General features: G+C 70.5%; 15 protein-coding genes. 6 read left to right on the forward strand and 9 right to left on the reverse strand.

Annotation, left to right across the window (positions count from 1 at the left end):
* Positions 1-182: 182 nt before the first annotated feature.
* From LY12_RS09855 to LY12_RS09875, 5 genes are read left to right on the forward strand one after another with little or no spacing between them, the layout of a single operon-like run.
* Positions 183-968: a hypothetical protein gene (locus tag LY12_RS09855; RefSeq protein ID WP_253855293.1), complete on the forward strand. Its 786-nt coding sequence runs from the start codon at positions 183-185 to the stop codon at positions 966-968.
* Positions 965-2023 carry a GNAT family N-acetyltransferase gene (locus tag LY12_RS09860; protein WP_253855295.1) on the forward strand — a complete coding sequence of 353 codons (1059 nt, stop codon included), beginning with the start codon at positions 965-967 and terminating at the stop codon, positions 2021-2023. Before LY12_RS09855 ends, LY12_RS09860 begins: the two co-directional genes overlap by 4 nt.
* The gene (locus LY12_RS09865) at positions 2020-3156 is read left to right on the forward strand and encodes a hypothetical protein (RefSeq protein WP_253855297.1); all 1137 of its coding nucleotides are present in this window, start codon (positions 2020-2022) and stop codon (positions 3154-3156) included. Before LY12_RS09860 ends, LY12_RS09865 begins: the two co-directional genes overlap by 4 nt.
* On the forward strand, positions 3153-4196 hold the full coding sequence (locus LY12_RS09870) for a GNAT family N-acetyltransferase (RefSeq protein WP_253855299.1): 1044 nt from the start codon (positions 3153-3155) through the stop codon (positions 4194-4196). Before LY12_RS09865 ends, LY12_RS09870 begins: the two co-directional genes overlap by 4 nt.
* On the forward strand, positions 4193-5269 hold the full coding sequence (locus tag LY12_RS09875) for a GNAT family N-acetyltransferase (protein ID WP_253855301.1): 1077 nt from the start codon (positions 4193-4195) through the stop codon (positions 5267-5269). The genes LY12_RS09870 and LY12_RS09875 overlap by 4 nt, the downstream gene beginning before the upstream one ends.
* A gap of 130 nt (positions 5270-5399) precedes the next feature.
* Here the strand turns inward: LY12_RS09875 and LY12_RS09880 are convergent, their stop codons facing one another.
* From LY12_RS09880 to LY12_RS09905, 6 genes are all read right to left on the reverse strand, one after another.
* On the reverse strand, positions 5400-5777 hold the full coding sequence (locus tag LY12_RS09880; RefSeq protein ID WP_253855304.1) for a succinate dehydrogenase/fumarate reductase transmembrane subunit: 378 nt from the start codon (positions 5775-5777) through the stop codon (positions 5400-5402).
* Positions 5774-6277, reverse strand: a complete 504-nt coding sequence (gene sdhC / locus LY12_RS09885) for a succinate dehydrogenase, cytochrome b556 subunit (RefSeq protein WP_253855306.1) — start codon at positions 6275-6277, stop codon at positions 5774-5776. The genes LY12_RS09880 and sdhC overlap by 4 nt, the downstream gene beginning before the upstream one ends.
* Positions 6274-8019 carry an FAD-binding protein gene (locus LY12_RS09890; protein WP_253855308.1) on the reverse strand — a complete coding sequence of 582 codons (1746 nt, stop codon included), beginning with the start codon at positions 8017-8019 and terminating at the stop codon, positions 6274-6276. Before LY12_RS09890 ends, sdhC begins: the two co-directional genes overlap by 4 nt.
* Positions 8006-8743: a succinate dehydrogenase/fumarate reductase iron-sulfur subunit gene (locus LY12_RS09895; RefSeq protein WP_253855310.1), complete on the reverse strand. Its 738-nt coding sequence runs from the start codon at positions 8741-8743 to the stop codon at positions 8006-8008. Before LY12_RS09895 ends, LY12_RS09890 begins: the two co-directional genes overlap by 14 nt.
* Positions 8736-10247, reverse strand: coding sequence for an argininosuccinate lyase (gene argH / locus LY12_RS09900; protein WP_253855312.1), 1512 nt, complete (start codon positions 10245-10247; stop codon positions 8736-8738). Before argH ends, LY12_RS09895 begins: the two co-directional genes overlap by 8 nt.
* A 106-nt stretch (positions 10248-10353) precedes the next feature.
* Positions 10354-11079 carry a sulfite exporter TauE/SafE family protein gene (locus tag LY12_RS09905; RefSeq protein ID WP_253855314.1) on the reverse strand — a complete coding sequence of 242 codons (726 nt, stop codon included), beginning with the start codon at positions 11077-11079 and terminating at the stop codon, positions 10354-10356.
* Between the two features lie 132 nt (positions 11080-11211).
* Here LY12_RS09905 and LY12_RS09910 point away from each other — a divergent pair, with 132 nt between their 5' ends.
* Positions 11212-12852: an SLC13 family permease gene (locus LY12_RS09910; protein ID WP_253855316.1), complete on the forward strand. Its 1641-nt coding sequence runs from the start codon at positions 11212-11214 to the stop codon at positions 12850-12852.
* A 37-nt stretch (positions 12853-12889) separates the two neighbouring features.
* Here the strand turns inward: LY12_RS09910 and LY12_RS09915 are convergent, their stop codons facing one another.
* The 3 genes from LY12_RS09915 to LY12_RS09925 all read right to left on the reverse strand — a co-directional run bounded on the left by LY12_RS09915 (position 12890) and on the right by LY12_RS09925 (position 15745).
* Complete coding sequence (locus tag LY12_RS09915) at positions 12890-13624, reverse strand: FadR/GntR family transcriptional regulator (protein ID WP_253855318.1); 735 nt, start codon at positions 13622-13624, stop codon at positions 12890-12892.
* A gap of 115 nt (positions 13625-13739) precedes the next feature.
* Positions 13740-14765, reverse strand: coding sequence for an Ldh family oxidoreductase (locus LY12_RS09920; protein ID WP_253855320.1), 1026 nt, complete (start codon positions 14763-14765; stop codon positions 13740-13742).
* Positions 14762-15745, reverse strand: a complete 984-nt coding sequence (locus tag LY12_RS09925; protein WP_253855322.1) for a hydroxyacid dehydrogenase — start codon at positions 15743-15745, stop codon at positions 14762-14764. The genes LY12_RS09920 and LY12_RS09925 overlap by 4 nt, the downstream gene beginning before the upstream one ends.
* Positions 15746-15775 lie beyond the last annotated feature (30 nt).

Here is a 15775-nt window from a genome sequence, read left to right on the forward strand (position 1 = left end):
AGCAGTCTCTGCCCCCCAGCAGGAACGATTCGAGAGTTATATCCGACAAAACTGCGGCAGCAAGGAGGAAAGTCCGGATTGAGCCGTTCAGCCGAGGCCGAAACGGGGGCCCGGAGGGCCTTTCGGCGCAATCACGGAATTCACGGCACGAATCCGGTCGGAACGGTGGCACACTGCGCGGCATGTGGAATTCGCTGGCCTTCCGGTTGTGGCGGGCCGCCTATCTGCGCGCCGTCTCCTCGGCTTTCGCAACGGTGCCGCTGTACCGGGAGACCTGGGCACTGCGCGGCCGTACGGATCCGGTGCTGGTCCCTGGAAAGACCGGTACCGGCGGCGGTGCCCTGCCCGCCGACGAGGTACACCGCCGACTTGTCGACACCGCCCCACTCGCGGGCGGTTCGACGGAACCGGACCCGGCACGCGGGCTCGCCGGACTGCTCGGCCACGCCACCGAGCGCCGCTCGCACCGCCTCGTCGTCGTGGTGGACTCCGACGTGGCCCGGCCGCCCACGGGCCTGCCCCGCGGATCCCGCGGCTGCGTCCTGCATCCCGACGCCGCCACCGCCGCAGGCGACGAACCCGTCCTCAGGGAGATCGTCGACACGCTGCGGCGGGGTGAGCGAGTGCTGGCCGTTGGCGAGGCCAAGAACCTCGACATGCTGTCCGCGGAGCTGCCCGCGGAGCTGCCACCGCCCGATCGCGTCCCGCACCACCGCATCGACAGGCCGGGCGGCGGGCCGTTCGGCCTGCTCCACGATCCGCTGCTCGGCTACCTCGGTGTCCTCAGGGAATGCGGCCGACTGCACGTCGACCGGAGGCACGTCTACGTGCGCGAGACGCCGGGTGGTCTCGCGTTCACGGTTCTCGACCGCACGTCGCCGCGACTGGTCGACGTCCTCATCGGCGGCGGGGTGCCGGGTGAGGTCCATGCCTGTCCGAAGCACGCCTCTCCCGTGATCGACACATGAGGGCTGCGTCCGTACGCACCACCGCCGCCGCGCGCATCTGCGACCCGCGTGTCGACCCGCCGCCCGGTGGGTGGGCGGAGTTCGCCGACGCCGCACGCCCGCACGCCGTGTGGGATCCGGATCTGCTGCGGGTCGAAGGCTGGTTGGCGCGCAATCCCCCGCTGCTGGTCACCGTGCACGACACCGGTGGCATCGTGGCGGCGCTGTCGGCGCTGGTCTGCCGGCCGACGCGCTCACCCAGCTACGCTCCCCGCCGCTTCCGTCGCGGTCCGATGTGGGTCGAGGTGAGCCAGCCGTGGCTCAGCGGCCTGCCCGGGATCGTCTGGCGGCCCGGTGTTTCCGGCGACCGGCTGCACGCGGCCGTGCGCTCGGCGGAACGTGTCCTCGCGCAGCACCTCGGCGCCGGTCTGACCGGGGTGTTCTACCGCGGGGTCGGATCCGACCTGCTTCCCGAACTCGCCGGCCGTGGCCGCATCCACCGGCGCACGGATTCGTCCGCCGTACTCGACAACACGTTCGCCGACGTCGACGAGTGGCTCGCGTCGCTGAGCAAGAGTCGGCGCGGCGGGCTGCGCCGACACCACCGTCGTGCCGAGTCCGATCCCGCGCTCGTGATCCGGGGCGGCCCCGGCCGGACCGACCTCGACGCAGCCACCGTGGCGGAGCTGCTCAACAACCATCGCGCCCGGTTCGCCGCGCGATCCGGCGACACGCGCTCACCCATCACGGCACCGTATGTGGAGGCGTTCGTGCGCAGACCCGACGTGCACACACTCACCTATCACGACACCGACGGCAGACTGCTGGCACTCAACACGCTGCTCGACCACCGGGACGTCGTCGTCAAACAGCACTGGGCGGCGCTGCCCCGCGAGCACGGGGGCAGGTCAGGGCTGTACTTCGACGCCTACGTCCGCGCCGTGCGATGGTGCATCGCACACCGCAGGCCGCGCATCTCGTCAGGCCGGGGCAAACTCGACGTCAAGGCGTCGCTCGGGTTCACGCCACGGGTCGTGCACGGTGTGATCGCGCCGAGGCCGGTGATGGGCCGGTGAACGTCGAGATCTCCGACCCCCGGTTCGATCCGGAACCGTCCGGCTGGGCGAGCTTCGTGGGCTCCCACGGCCTGCACCCCGTCTGGCGCTATCCCCTGATGCGGCTGGAGGCCTGGACCGCACGCAATCCCCCGGTGCTCGCCGTGGTGCGCGAACACGGCCGGGTGGTCGGCGGACTGCAGGTCATGGTGTGCCGCAGCTGGCGCACCGGCCGGTTCGGTCCGCCGGCCCCGCGGCTCGCCCGGTGGCGACCGCGCTGGGCGGAGGTCTACCTTCCGCTGCACAGTGGCTACCCGGCCGCTGCCTTCCACCCCGATGCCGACGCGCGGGCCGCGGTCCGCGAGTTCGAACGCGCGCTGGTGCGCTGGGCCGGACCGGGCCTGCTGGGAGTGCTGTACCGGGCCATGACCGCCGACCTCGCCGGTGCGATGGCCGGCCCTGGCCGGCCGTGCCGGGAGATCGACCCGGCCGCGGTGCTGAACCCGCCCGCGACGTTCGAGGCGTGGCGCGCGCACCTCGACGACGACGTCCGCGCCACCATCGACGCGATCGACGCCGACCCCGAGGTGTGCACCGACGTCGGGGCGGGCCGCAGCGATCTGGACCCCACCGAACTCGCCGCGCTCCTCAACGCCCACCGGGCACGTCAGGACGCCCGTGCCTGGGCGGGCGGCCAGCGTTCGCGGTTCGCCGGCCTGCACCTGGACACCCGCAGTCCGGTGTCGCCCGCGTACCTGGAGTCGCTGCTGCGTCGGTCCAACGTCCTCACGCGTACCTACCGCACACCGGCGGGACGACTGCTCGGGTTCAGCACGATGATCAACGACCGGGCCGCGGCCGCCTTCCATCACTGGGCGGCGCTGCCCAAGGCCGACGGGGGCGTGCCCGGCCTCCACCGGCACGCCTACGCCCAGGCCGTGGCCAAGGCCGTCGAACGGCGTGCCACCACGCTGACGGCGGGCAGAGCGATGCTGGAGGAGAAGGCCGCCCTCGGTTTCCGCGACGTCCGCGAACTGCACACCGTTGCGGCCCCGCGCCCGCTGCTCGGCGACCGGCGCGGCCCGCAGGCCGCACCCCCGCGGGAGACGCCGCAGCGCACGACCACGCCAGCACGCACCGGGAGAACGACATGACCGTGCACATCGACGTCCTGGATCCGCGCAACGATCCCGAACCCGCGGACTGGGCCGCTTTCGTCGCGGCCCGGCAACTGTCCGCGCCGTGGGACTACGGCATGCTGCGCCTCGAGACCGCCTCGTCGCGATGCCCCAACCTGCTGGTCGTCGCACGCGACCGGGGCGAACCGGTCGCCGCGCTGTCGGTCACCGTCGCACGGCCCGGCGATCCGCACCGCCGCAGACCGGTCGGCGGACCGGCGCGGTTCCTTCCCCGGCTCGCCGAGGTGCACCAGCCGTGGATGCCCGGTATGCCGGGCCGCGTGTTCGCACCCGGGCTGGATGCCACGGCACGGCGGGAGATCACGCGGGCGGCCGAGCGCGCGGTCGTGGCGTTCATCGGCCCCGGCTGCGGCGGCGTCATCCACCGCTACCTCGGCGACGACGAGCTCCCGGACGTCACCGGCCGGGGCAGGGTCGTGCGCGATGCCGTGCCCACGACGTTGCTGAGGAACGATTTCACCGATGTCGGCGAATGGGTCTCCTCGCTCGCGCGGAGCAGGCGGCACAGCATCCGCGGCCAGCGACGCAAGATCGCCGCCGACGGGTCGCTGACGATCCGATGTGGACGGTCCAGGGAGGACGTCGCCGGCGCGGAGCTGGCCACGCTGCTGCACGCACACCGGGCGAAGTTCGGCCGCGTCCCGCTCGACCTGCGCGGCGCCGTGACCGCCGAGTACCTGCACGCGCTGGTGCGCCGTCCCGACGTGGCCACCCTGACGTACCGGGATGCTGCATCCGGCAGACTGCTCGCGTTCACCAACGTGCTCGACCACGTCGTGACACCGCTGCACCAGCACTGGGCGGCCGTCCCGCCCGAGCGGGGCGGCAGACGGCACCTGTACTTCGACGCCTACGCCCGAGTGGTCGGGTTCATGATCGACAACGGCAGGCCGTCGATCTCGTCCGGTCGCGGGATGCAGGACGTCAAGGGATCGCTCGGGTTCGCACCGCAGCCGCTGCGGACCGTCATCGCTGCGCGGCCGGTGTGCCGGTGACCGGGGCTTCGACAGAGTCCGGCGGCCGCACGGCCACCCGCGCGTTGCCGAGACCCGCTCGCACCGCCGATCACGAGGTGCTCGACCCGCGGTTCGACCCCGAACCGGCCTACTGGAGCGAGCTCCGCGCCACCGCGGGCCTGCATGCCGACTGGTGCTGGGACGCACTCGCGGCACAGGCGTGGGCGGCGCGCACGCCCCAGTACGTGACGGTGCTGCACTCCGGCGACGGTCCGTACGGGGTCGTGTGGGCCGCCTGGGTGGGACCTCCGACGAGACGGCACCGCTTCGCACGCACGAAACGCGGCGGGCGGCTGGGGGGACTCGACGTACGGGCGCCGAACAACGCGTCGGCGCCGGGCTGGTGGTTCGCCGACGGCGCGGGGAAACGGCTGCTGACCGACTACGTCCCGGCGATGCGCGAGCGTGTCGGCGGGGCGCGACTGCTGCTCGCTCGTCAGCTCGCCGACACCGATGCCGCGGCCATCGGAACACCGACGCGGATCGTGCGGCCCACCGAACCGATCAGCGTGCTCGACACCGACTCGTTCGAATCCGTGGACCACTGGCTGTCCGAGCTGCGCACGACGCGCAGGCGCAGCCTCACCCAGATCGAGCAGACCATCGGTGACGATCCGCGCCTGGAGGTGCGGACCGGGTCGATGACCGAGTCCGACCCAGGAGAGGTCGCCGCGCTGCTGCGGCACAACGCCGAGAAGCACCACGACGTGCCGATCGTGCCGTTGCCGATGTTCACCGGATACCTCGAGAACCTGTTGTGCCAGCCGGACGTCGTCGGCGTGCGGTACGTCGACCCGCTCTCCGGTGCGCTGCGCGCCCTCGCGCTGATCCTCGACCATCCACAGTGGCCAGTGATGCGATCGTGGTCCACACTGCCGCTGCATCGCGGGGGACGGCGGAACCTGTACTTCGACATGTACACCCAGGCGGTGCGGTTCGCGCTCGCATCCGGCAAGAAGGGCGTCGTCCTCGGCAAGAAGATGACGGACCTGAAACGCACGTTCGGCGCACGGACCGTGGCCCAGCACGCGGTCCTCGCCCCCTTGTACTGACGGCCACGCTGCACTGACGGCTCCGCTGCACTGACGGCGCCGCCCCGCTGATGGTTCCGCTGTGCTGATGGTTCCGCTGTGCTGACGGTTCCGTCCCGCAGCGTGCCCGGAACCGGGCCGCGGCCTCCGGTCACGTCGCGGTGGCCGCGAGCCACAGCAACGCCAGTCCGCCGAGGAGGACGATTCCCGCCCCGCCGAGCAGCGCCGCCCGCCACAGTCGCCTGCGCCCACCCGCGGTGTAATCGGCGGTCACCGTCCACAGGCCGAGCACCGCGTGGGCGAGCGTCGCGGTCAGCATCACCCCGTCCCAGATCAGCCACAATGCCGTGGCCCAGCGCCGGTCGATGAAGCGGGAGTCGGTGTCTGCGACGTCCGTCGTGACGTGGGTGGCGACGAAATGGCCCAGCACCAGCACGGCGAGCAGCACACCGGACAGTCGCAACGCGACATACGCCGCCCGCCTGCGGCGCGCGGAGTTCGCATCACCCCTGATGTCGGCGACCGTCATGCGATCACCGGTCCCAGGATGAACGCGGCGCCGACGAGCGTGCCGACCACGCTGATCCCGAGCACGCCGTAGAGCGCCCGTGTGGAGCCTGTCAGCCCGAGGTCGGCGAGGTCGACCGTGACGAGCCGCAACCCGTTCGCCGTGTGGAACAGCAGCCCGAACAACAGCCCGACCTCCGCGAGCCGCATCGGCACGCTGCCGTACACCTGATGTACCTCGTCGTAGATCTCGCGTGAGATCACGTACAGGCTGACGTCGCCGACGTGCAGGCACAGGAAGGCGAACAGTCCCAGTCCGCTGACCCGGTGCAGGTAGAACGCCCACCGTTGCAGCTCGGCACGGTCGCGTCCCGGCCTGGCGAGCCGAGCCATCAGCGCACGGGACACGAACGGCCCGCCGTCGTCACGGCGAGCGCTGCGCACGACCACCACGCCGAACGCCACGATCGCGACGGCCACCAGCGCGAAGCCACAGAAGAACACGAACTGCGCCACGGTCACGAGCCCGGCCTCCCTTCGAGGTCGTCCGGCCGGAGGTGGCTGAACTCGACGTCACGCTCCTCCGAGGCGATCGCACCGGCCGGGCCGTCGCCGCCCGCGCGCTGCACCAGGTACCGCGCACGGACATGAGTATCGGGAAAATCCGAACGTGCGTGTGCACCGCGGGTCTCGGTGCGCCAGGCCGCCGCGTGGGCCATGGCCCTGGCAACGGTCACCTGGTTGACCAGGTCGAGCGCCTCCTGCCAGGCGAAGTTGACCTGCGGGGGCCCGGGAACGGCGATGTGCTCGATCTCGTCGGCCAGCGCCGCGAGTTCCTTGCCCGCGTTCTCGAGCGAGGCGCCGTCGCGTACGACGCCCACCGAGCGCCACATGATTTCCTTCAGCCGCCGCGTCAGATCGAACGGCCACGGACCGAGTGATCGGGTCAACGGCGCGTACGCGCGCGCCAACGACGCCCTGACCTCGGTCTGCACCGGTGTGCGTAATGGGCGCTGCCGGGCCAGCCGGGCGGCGGTGTCCCCGGCACGTGCGCCGAACACGGTCGACTCCGCGACACCGTTACCGCCGAGCCGGTTGGCGCCGTGGGTACCACCGGCGTCCTCGCCCGCCACGAGGAGTCCGTCGACGTCGGTCCGGCAGTCGGCGTCGATGAGCACGCCACCCATGTGGAAGTGTGCTGTGGGCGAGACCTGGACCGGGCCGGTGGCCAGGTCCTGTCCGATCTGCCGGGTCCTCGCGACCATGCCCGGAAAGCGCCGCTCGACCTCGCCGCTGCCCAGATGCGAGATGTCGATCGACACCCCACCCTCGTCCGTGCCGCGTCCCGCCATGATCTCGAGGTATCCGGCCCTCGCCACGACGTCCCGTGTGGACCGTTCCATCCGTTCCGCGTCGTATCGGGCCATGTACCGCTCGCCGGTCGCGTTGTACAGGTGCGCCCCTGCTCCGCGCAGCCCTTCCTCCAGTACCGCGCCCGTCATCCGCGACGGACCAGCCAGCAGCCCGGTCGGATGGAACTGCAGCATCTCCATGTCCCGCATCGGCAGACCGGCTCGCCAGCACATCGCGACGCCGTCACCGGTCTTCTCCCTCGCAGGTGCCGCGACGCGATACATCGTCGCCGAACCGCCGGTCGCCACGACCACCACACGAGCCCGCACGACCAACGGATCCCCGGTACGCACGTTCAACGCCGTCAACCCGGCCAGTTCACCCTCGGCGTCGTGGACCAGGTCGAGGGCCCGCACGTCCTCCAGCTCACGAGGACCGAGCCGGAACATCTGGTCGCGGAGCCGCCCCATGATCTCGATGCCGGTCAGGTCACCGCGATGCACCGTCCGGTCGAACGCCTGCCCGGCGAAGGCCTTCTGATGGATGCGGCCGTCGGCTCGCCGGTCGAAGAAGCAACCGACTCTGGTCTCGAGCTCGTTGATCACCCGAGGCGCGTCGTCGACCAGCGCCCTGGCCAGCGACTGGTCGTTGAGGAACTTGCCGCCCTGGACGGTGTCGCGCAGGTGCAGCTCCACCGAGTCTTCCGGGTCGAGAACCGCGTTGTAGCCGCCCTGCACCATGCGGGTGCACCCGGAACGTCCCACCGCGCCCTTGCTCACCACGGTCACGTCCAGGTCCGGACGAGCCGTCAATGCGTGGAGCACGCACATGAGACCGGCACCTCCGCTGCCGACCACGGCAACGTCGGTGTCCAGCACCTCGGGTTCTCGCCACAGTTCACCGGTCGCCACGGAACCTCCTGCCACGCAGTCGGCGGATCGCACCCGCGGGATCGAGCCCCTTGGGGCACGCGGCGCTGCAGCCATAGATGTAGTGACACCGGTCGACACCGGACTCGGCGCCGACGACCCGGAGGCGTTCGGCCGTGGCATCGTCCCGGCTGTCGGCGATCAGCACCATCGCGCGGTTCAGCGCCGCCGGGCCGACGAAGTCCCGGTGCGCGCTCGCGATACCGCAACTCGAGAAGCACGCCGCGCACCCGATGCAGTCCAGAGCCGGATCGATGGCGCGGCGCTCAGCCGAATCCGGCGCGATCACGGCCGGTTCACCGTCCATGCCGACGTCGGCGTCCTCGCCCGGCACGAGGTACGGCCGCACCGATCCCCACGCCTGCCAGAAGGGACCGGTGTCCACGATCAGATCCCGCACCACGGGCAGGCCCGCGAGCGGGTCCACCCGGATCCGAACGGTGTCGGCCGGGATGTCCGTCTGACATGCGAGTACCGAACGTCCGTCGACCCGCACCGTGCACGTCCCGCACATACCGACCCGGCACGAGAAGCGGAACGCCACCGCGGGATCGTGTTCCCGTTGTACCGCGAGCAGCGCGTCGAGGACCGTCATCGGACGGATACGCGTGACGAGGAACTCCGACCGGGCATCGTCGGCACTGCGCGTGACGGTCACCCGCAGCAGTTCTCCCGCGTTCGTATCCGCAGTGGCCGCCTCACCCACGGGACGCGCCCAGATACTCGCGCACCCGCACGTCGAGACGGTCCGACGCCTCGTCGAGTCCACGGCAGGCGCGGTCCAGCCACGCCTGCCGTTCGGCCAGCTGCTGCCGCGCACCGGCGAGTGCGTGTCGCACCGGTTCGGGCGCCGGCCCACCCTGAACCTGGTGAGCCGCGACGAACCCGGACGGGTCGAGCGCCTCGCGCACCTGGGAATCGGCCAGGCCCGCGTCCCTTCCGAGGAGGTCCCGCGCCGCTTCGTCGAGCAGCGCGGCGCCGACCTCGTCCGGCGAGAGCCCTCGGGTCGTCGCCAGCAGCACCAGATGGCCGACCACACGGTGTGCCGACCGGTAATCCAGATCGGACTTCCGGTGCAGCACGGCGGCGAGTTCGGTGGCCGTCGAGAAGCCCGAGGCGGCACGGGCGGCGCAACGGTCCCGGTGAACCACCAGCGTGCCCAGCGTCCCGCCCAGCAGGCGCAGCGACGTCACCATCTCGTCGCACCCGCGGAACACCGGCGGCACCATTTCCTCCTCGACGTCCTTGATGTCGCCGAAGTTCGTGTTGTGCAACGCCCCGAACGCCGAGGTCATCTCACCGACGGCGCGTGCGCCGCGGGCACGCACGTACTCGAAGGGATACGCGTTCTTCTTCTGCGGCATCATGCTGCTGGACCCCGCGAACGAGTCGCCGATCTCGACCAGCCCGAACTCGTCGGTGTGCCACATGTAGAGGTCCTCGCAGAGCCTGCTGAGCGTGACGCCGATGTTCGCCACGGCGGCAGCCGTCTCGAGGCCGTGGTCCCCGGACGCCACACAATCGATCGTGTTCTCCCGAACCTCGTCGAACCCCAGCAGCGCGGCCACGAGGTCCCGGTCGACGGGATAGGACGTTCCGGCGAGCGCACCGCACCCGAGGGTGCACGCGTTGGTCGTCCCGTAGGCGGCCGCGAGTCTGCCGGTGTCCCGTAGCAGCGCCCCGGAGATGCCGAGGAGGTAGTGCCCGAAGGTCGACGGCTGCGCGGGTTGCATGTGCGTCCACTGCGGCATCACGGTGCCCGCCTCGCGGGCCGCGAGGTCGAGCAGTACCTCGACCAGTGACAGCAGCTCCCCGTGGATCCGCAGGATCCGCGGCCGGAGCGCCATCCGCGTGAGCGGTTCGGGCCGCGTTCTGCCCAGATTGATCTCGCCCGCGGCGGCCGCACCGGCCAGTTCGGTCAGCCGGTGTTCGAGGTGAGAGTAGAAGTACTCGAAATCCGGATTGAACTCGGCGAACGCCTCCGCACCCTCGGCCGACATCCGATCCAGCGCCCCCAGCAGGAGCCGGACGCTGTCGGGCGCGACGATTCCGGTGTCGCCCAACATGACGGCCCAGGCTCGGTTGGTGTCGAGCAAGGCGCCGAAGTACTCGTCGAGCATGAACCGGAAGCTCGGCTCGAGCACGGTGGTCGTGTAGATCTCGCCCGGTGGTTCGGTCAGTCGTTCGCGGGAGATCCGCTCGGCCGGCATCGTTACCTCCAACTCCGCGACGATGCGGATGTGGTTTGACCTCTGCCCTCAGGTAATGAACATCACCCGCGGATCGGGTGTCAACGCCGCAGTGGCGCCGGCCACATCACACCGACAACAGCGTCGCGACACCCGCCGCCATCACGAGCAGGAACGTTGCTGTGCGGAACACGTCCGGCCGAACCCGGCCGCCCCACGCCGTGCCGATCCAGTTCGCGACCAGCGCACCGGGCAACCACCACGCCAACAGCCCGATGTCGCCGAGAAACACGCCGTCCCTGAGACCCAGCACGACGAGACCGACCGCGTTGCTCGACACGAAATACACCGCCAGGTCGGCGATGAAACTGCGCTGACCGTGGGCGTCGGCCGCCAGGGTCAACGCCACCGGGACACCGTTCAGCGACGTCGTCGTACCCAGCGCTCCCCCGGCGAACCCCGCGAGCGCGTAGCGGCTCGGCGACCGCTCGCCAGGACTCGGCGTCCGGAACACCATCACCGGTGCCACGACGAGCACCACCACTCCCGTGACGAGCCGAATGCCGGACGGATCGATCAAGCCACCGAGCAGCGCACCGGCAACGAGACCGGGAAAGCTCGCCACGGCAAGCGGGATCGCACGCCGCCATCGAATCGAACGCCACAGGCGCACCACGACCGAGACACGTGTCGCGAGCGCGATCGCGAGGTTCACAGCCACCACGGTCGGCGGATCGAATCCGAGGAGAAGTATCAGCGGAGTCGCGATGAGGTTGTAGCCGAAGCCGGTCACCCCGCCGAGCACGGCCGCGAGGACGACGATCCCGGCACCGCCGACGATCACCGTCGACATCGGCCACCCCTTCCACAGACTGCGGTCGAGCCTAGCCCAGAATCGATTCTTTTCGAAGAGAAAGAGGTAAGACCTCTGTTGACAGTGGTCTGGGTCTAGTGGTCTGTGTCACTCGTCGGTATGGTGCGGCGCATGGTTACTGAGGTCAACGACGAGGCCGGGTCCGACGGAGTGCCCGGCCACTCCCGGAGCAGCTCCGGGAGTGATGTCACCTCCGTCCTGTTGTCGGGCACCACGTACCGGAGTCTCGGCGAACAGACACTGTCTCCCACCGAGGAACGCTTCGAACGCGCCCGTCGCACCATCGGGTTCGTCCTGGCCCCGGTGGTGACCACGCTGTTCCTGTTCCTGCCCACGTCACTCGACGGCCCGCAGCACAAACTGGCGGCGATCCTCCTCGGCGTGGTCGTGCTGTGGGTCTGCGAACCCGTACCGATCCCCATCGGCGGGCTCATCGGGGTGTCCGCCATCGTCCTGTTCGGTGTCGTACCCGCCGACGAAGCACTGGCACCGTTCGGTTCCTCCACGGTCTTCGTGTTCATCGGCGCCTTCATCCTGGCGCAGGCGATGCTCCGGCACGGTCTCGCGAGACGGTTCGCCTTCCTCGTGTTGTCCCTGCCCGGTGTGGGCAAGACGTCGGCGCGTGTGGTGTGCGCGTTCGGCGCGATCACCGCCGTACTGTCCGCGGTCATCTCCAATACGGCGACGGTCGCGATGCTGCTGCCCACCGCGGTCGGCATCCTCGCCGTCATCGCGGAACTTGTTCGCAAGGATCTGCCCGAGGGCACGCCGTTCGACCCACTCCGGCTGCGCATCGGGGTGGCGCTGATGCTGATGCTCGCCTACGGATCGGGAGCCGGCGGGCTGCTCACCCCGATCGGTTCCGCGCCGAACCTCATCGGCCGCGAGTTCATCGAGCGGGCGACCGGCCAGCAGATCTCGTTCCTGAGCTGGTTCCTCACCGCGCTGCCGATCTGCATCGTGATGTTCCTGCTACTCGCGGGCGTGCTGTTGCTGCTCAACCGTCCCGAGATCAAGAAGCTCTCCGGGATCGAGGACTACGTCGCCGCCGAGCGCGCGAAGCTCGGCCGCATGTCGTGGGCGGAACGCAACACCCTGATCGCCTTCGGAGTGACGGTCACCCTCTGGATCGTGCCCGGCATCGTGGCACTGGTCGCCGGCGACGACTCTGCCGCATACCGAACAGTGAGCTCTCACCTCGACGAAGGCGTCGTCGCGGTTCTCGGGGCTGCGCTGCTCTTCGTACTGCCGACCAAATGGTCCAACCGGGAGTTCACCCTCACCTGGTCGGAAGCCAGCCGCATCGACTGGGGAACGATCGTGCTGTTCGGCTGCGGCATCATATTCGGCACTCTGCTGGCCGAAACCCAGCTCGCCGAGTCGATCGGCACCGGAGCGGCAGCGGCGCTCGGGCTGGGCAGCAACATCGCGATCCTCGTGTTCGCCGTCGTCCTCGCGGTCGTCATCTCCGAGACCACCTCGAACACCGCGGCGGCGTCGGTGGTGGTGCCGATCCTGATCCCGGTGGCGACGGCCGCCGGTGTCGATCCGTTCGTTCCCGCACTGGCGGCGACGTTCGCGGCCTCGTTCGGCTTCATGCTGCCGGTGTCGACGCCGCAGAACGCGATCGTCTACGGATCGGGCGCGGTGCCCATCACCAAGATGGTCCGCTCGGGATTCACCTTCGACATCGCCGGAATCGTCCTGGTGGTGCTGTTGCTGCCCCTCATGGTGGCCATGGTCTTCGGTTGACGACCCCCGAAGCGGGATCCGTGGTGGCGGAGGCCGGTCACATCTCGCCGGCCTCCGCGGCCACCGGGCTGTCCATGTGCCTGCGCGCCGCCGCGTACGCACCGCGGATGTGCGCCCGCGCCGCCGAACGTGCCGCGCGCGAATCGCCCGCCTTGATCGCCTCGAGGATCCGGGTGTGCTCGCCGGCCGACTTCTCCAACCTGCCCGGCAGGCGCAGCGTCGTCTCCATGCCGGTCACCATGATCTCGTTCAGCACCCCGAGGGTGCGCATCAGGAAACGGTTGCCCGCGACCCGCACGACCGCCTCGTGGAACGCGGCGTCCAGCCGCTGCACCTCGTCCCAGTCGACCGGGTCCCGCGTGGCCTCGATGAGCTTGTCGTAGGCGTCCTGAAGCCACTCGATGCCGACGTCGGTGCGGTTCTTCGCGGCCCAGCCGGCGGCAGGCACCTCGAGCACCTCGCGCATGGCGAACAGCTCGTCGAGATCGTGCTCGTACGAGGTGAGGCTGTGGGTCAGCCGCTTCGTCGTCGCAGGCTCCTCGACGAAGACGCCCTGACCGTGACGCACCGCAAGCCGGCCGCGCGCGGACAGGGAGCGGATGGCCTCCCGCAGCGACGGACGGCTCACGCCCAGCATCGTGGCGAGCTCCCGTTCGGGCGGCAGGCGATCACCCGGCCGCAGTTGCTCCGCCGTGATCAGTTCCTCGATCCGCTCGGCGATCCGACCGGCGAGCGAACCCGGTGGCTGAATCGGCTCCCACAGGTTGTCCAACGCCTCATCCTTCCGGCCAACTGGTCTGGCCAGTCTACCTTCGGAACGAGGACAACCCCGACACGGGACACGCACGGGGACGACCGCGGCACGACACCCCCTGACCGGGTGACGGTCACCCCCGCGCGGCGACGGTGTCCAGGCGCTTCGCCCAGTCGTTCAGGTACGTCACGGTGCTGTCGGCGACCTCGACGACGTGGTCGCCGGCCAGTTCCGCCGGGGCGATCCGCGATGCACCCGGCGTGCGCCCGCCGGCGTCACCGACCTGCTCGGCGAGCGCGGCGAATCGCTCCACCGCCGCCGGATCGAACGCGCCGGGCCGCATCGTCACCACCAGGTGGCCGATGCCCTGGGGAACCGCGTCGTCGGCGCGGTTGAACATGTCGGGCACCGCCGACGACAGATTGGGTCCCACGAGACCGCCCGTCAACGCTTCGACCAGCAGCGCGATGACGAATCCCTTGCTGCCGCCCATAGGCGCGAGCATGCCCTGCAGGGCGGACTGTGCGTCGGTGGTCGGCGCGCCGTCGGCGTCGAACGCCCAGCCCGGTTCGAGTTCGAGCCCCTGCTGCGCCCGCCAGGCGATGGCACCCCGCGCCACGGCACTGGTGGCCAGGTCGACCACCACGGGCCCCGGCTCCGCGGGCACGCCGGCTGCGAGCGGACTCGTCGACAGGACCGGCCGCGTGCCCTGCCACGGCGGCATGACCGCAGGACCGTTGCTGAACACCAGGGTCAGCAAGCCCTCGTCGAGGGCCGGGTACACATACGTACCGAGCGCGCCGCAATGGGACGAGTTGCGCACCGCCACGGCCGCGATACCGGTCGAGCCGCTCAGTTCGGCAGCCCGTTCGGCCGCCTGCCACAGCTGCCAGTGCCCGAGGCCTGCGCCGCCGTCGTACACGACCACGGCGCCCGTGTCGGACACCGGTGTCAGTGCCGCGTCGGCCCGGCAGCCGCCCGCGGCGAGCCGTTCCAGGTAGTGCGGAAGCCGCATGAGTCCGTGAGTGTGCACCCCCCACGCGTCCGCCAGCACGAGTATCTCCGCCGTCCTGGCCGCGTTCGGCTCGGGCACCCCGGACGCTGTCAACAGCTGCTGCGCGCGGGATCTCAGCTCCCCGGCCGTGTTCGTGCCGCTCATGCCGGGGTCCACAGGTCGTGTTTGCCGACCGCGTGCACGGCGCGACGCCCCGCCAGCACGGCGCCGACGTCCTCGGCCAGCACGGACGCGATACGTTCCTGGCTCTCCACCGTCAGCCCCGCCACGTGCGGGGTGTAGACGACTGCCGGGTGCGCGTCGAGCGGGCTCCGGCCGGGCGGTTCCGACTCGCGCACGTCAAGTCCCGCACCGGCCACGGCCCCCGACCTCAGCGCCGCCGCGAGGGCCGGTTCGTCGATCACCTCACCGCGCCCCGCGTTCACCAGCACCGTGCCGGGCCGCATCGCGGCGAACGCATCGTCGCTCAGCACGTGCCGCGTCTCGGCGGTCGCCGGGAGGTGGACGCTGAGCACATCGGCGGAACCGATGACGTCGCCCCAGTCCGTCACGGTCACCCCCGCCTCGCGCACGTCCGCAGCCGCGGGGTCGACGTACGGGTCGTACGCCAGCACACGCACGTCGAGACCTCGTAGCACGCGCGCGACCGCCATACCGGTCGCGCCGAAGCCGAGCAGTCCCCATGTCTTGCCCGAGAGCTCGCGACCCGAACTCCGGTTCCACTGGCCGTCCCGGACCCTGCGGTCATGGGCGGGAATCTCCCGCAGCACCGCGAGAGCCAACGCGAGCGTGTGCTCGGCCACGCTCATCGCGTTCACGCCGAGTGCCGCGGACACCACGACGCCTGCACTGTCGGCGGCATCGAGGTCGATGTTGTCCAGACCCGTACCCGCCCGTGCCACGATCCGCAGCTCCGGTGTCGCCGCCAACACCTCCGCCGTGATGCTCGCCTTGTTCCGCACGACCACAGCACGCGCGCCGGAGAGGGTGTGCCGCAGCAGGTCGTCGTCCACCCACGCATCGGGCTCCCATCGGACGTCGTGTGTCCGCGCGAGCGCGTCGAATGCCTCGCCCCACACGTTCTCGACCACCGCCACCGGACCGGCCATTTCCGCACCGTTCATTGGATCTCGATCCCCGTCCCGTTGAGGTTT

Origin of the sequence: Prauserella alba (assembly GCF_024171735.1) — a bacterium.
GTDB classification, from domain to species: domain Bacteria; phylum Actinomycetota; class Actinomycetes; order Mycobacteriales; family Pseudonocardiaceae; genus Prauserella; species Prauserella alba.

Excerpts from the sequence above, each read along its gene's own strand:
- LY12_RS09855 (WP_253855293.1), top strand. The coding sequence starts at position 183 with ATGTGGAATTCGCTGGCCTTCCGGTTGTGGCGGGCCGCCTATCTGCGC.
- LY12_RS09860 (WP_253855295.1), top strand. The coding sequence starts at position 965 with ATGAGGGCTGCGTCCGTACGCACCACCGCCGCCGCGCGCATCTGCGAC.
- LY12_RS09870 (WP_253855299.1), top strand. The coding sequence starts at position 3,153 with ATGACCGTGCACATCGACGTCCTGGATCCGCGCAACGATCCCGAACCC.
- LY12_RS09880 (WP_253855304.1), bottom strand. The coding sequence starts at position 5,777 with ATGACGGTCGCCGACATCAGGGGTGATGCGAACTCCGCGCGCCGCAGG.
- argH (WP_253855312.1), bottom strand. The coding sequence starts at position 10,247 with ATGCCGGCCGAGCGGATCTCCCGCGAACGACTGACCGAACCACCGGGC.
- LY12_RS09905 (WP_253855314.1), bottom strand. The coding sequence starts at position 11,079 with ATGTCGACGGTGATCGTCGGCGGTGCCGGGATCGTCGTCCTCGCGGCC.
- LY12_RS09910 (WP_253855316.1), top strand. The coding sequence starts at position 11,212 with ATGGTTACTGAGGTCAACGACGAGGCCGGGTCCGACGGAGTGCCCGGC.
- LY12_RS09920 (WP_253855320.1), bottom strand. The coding sequence starts at position 14,765 with ATGAGCGGCACGAACACGGCCGGGGAGCTGAGATCCCGCGCGCAGCAG.
- LY12_RS09925 (WP_253855322.1), bottom strand. The coding sequence starts at position 15,745 with ATGAACGGTGCGGAAATGGCCGGTCCGGTGGCGGTGGTCGAGAACGTG.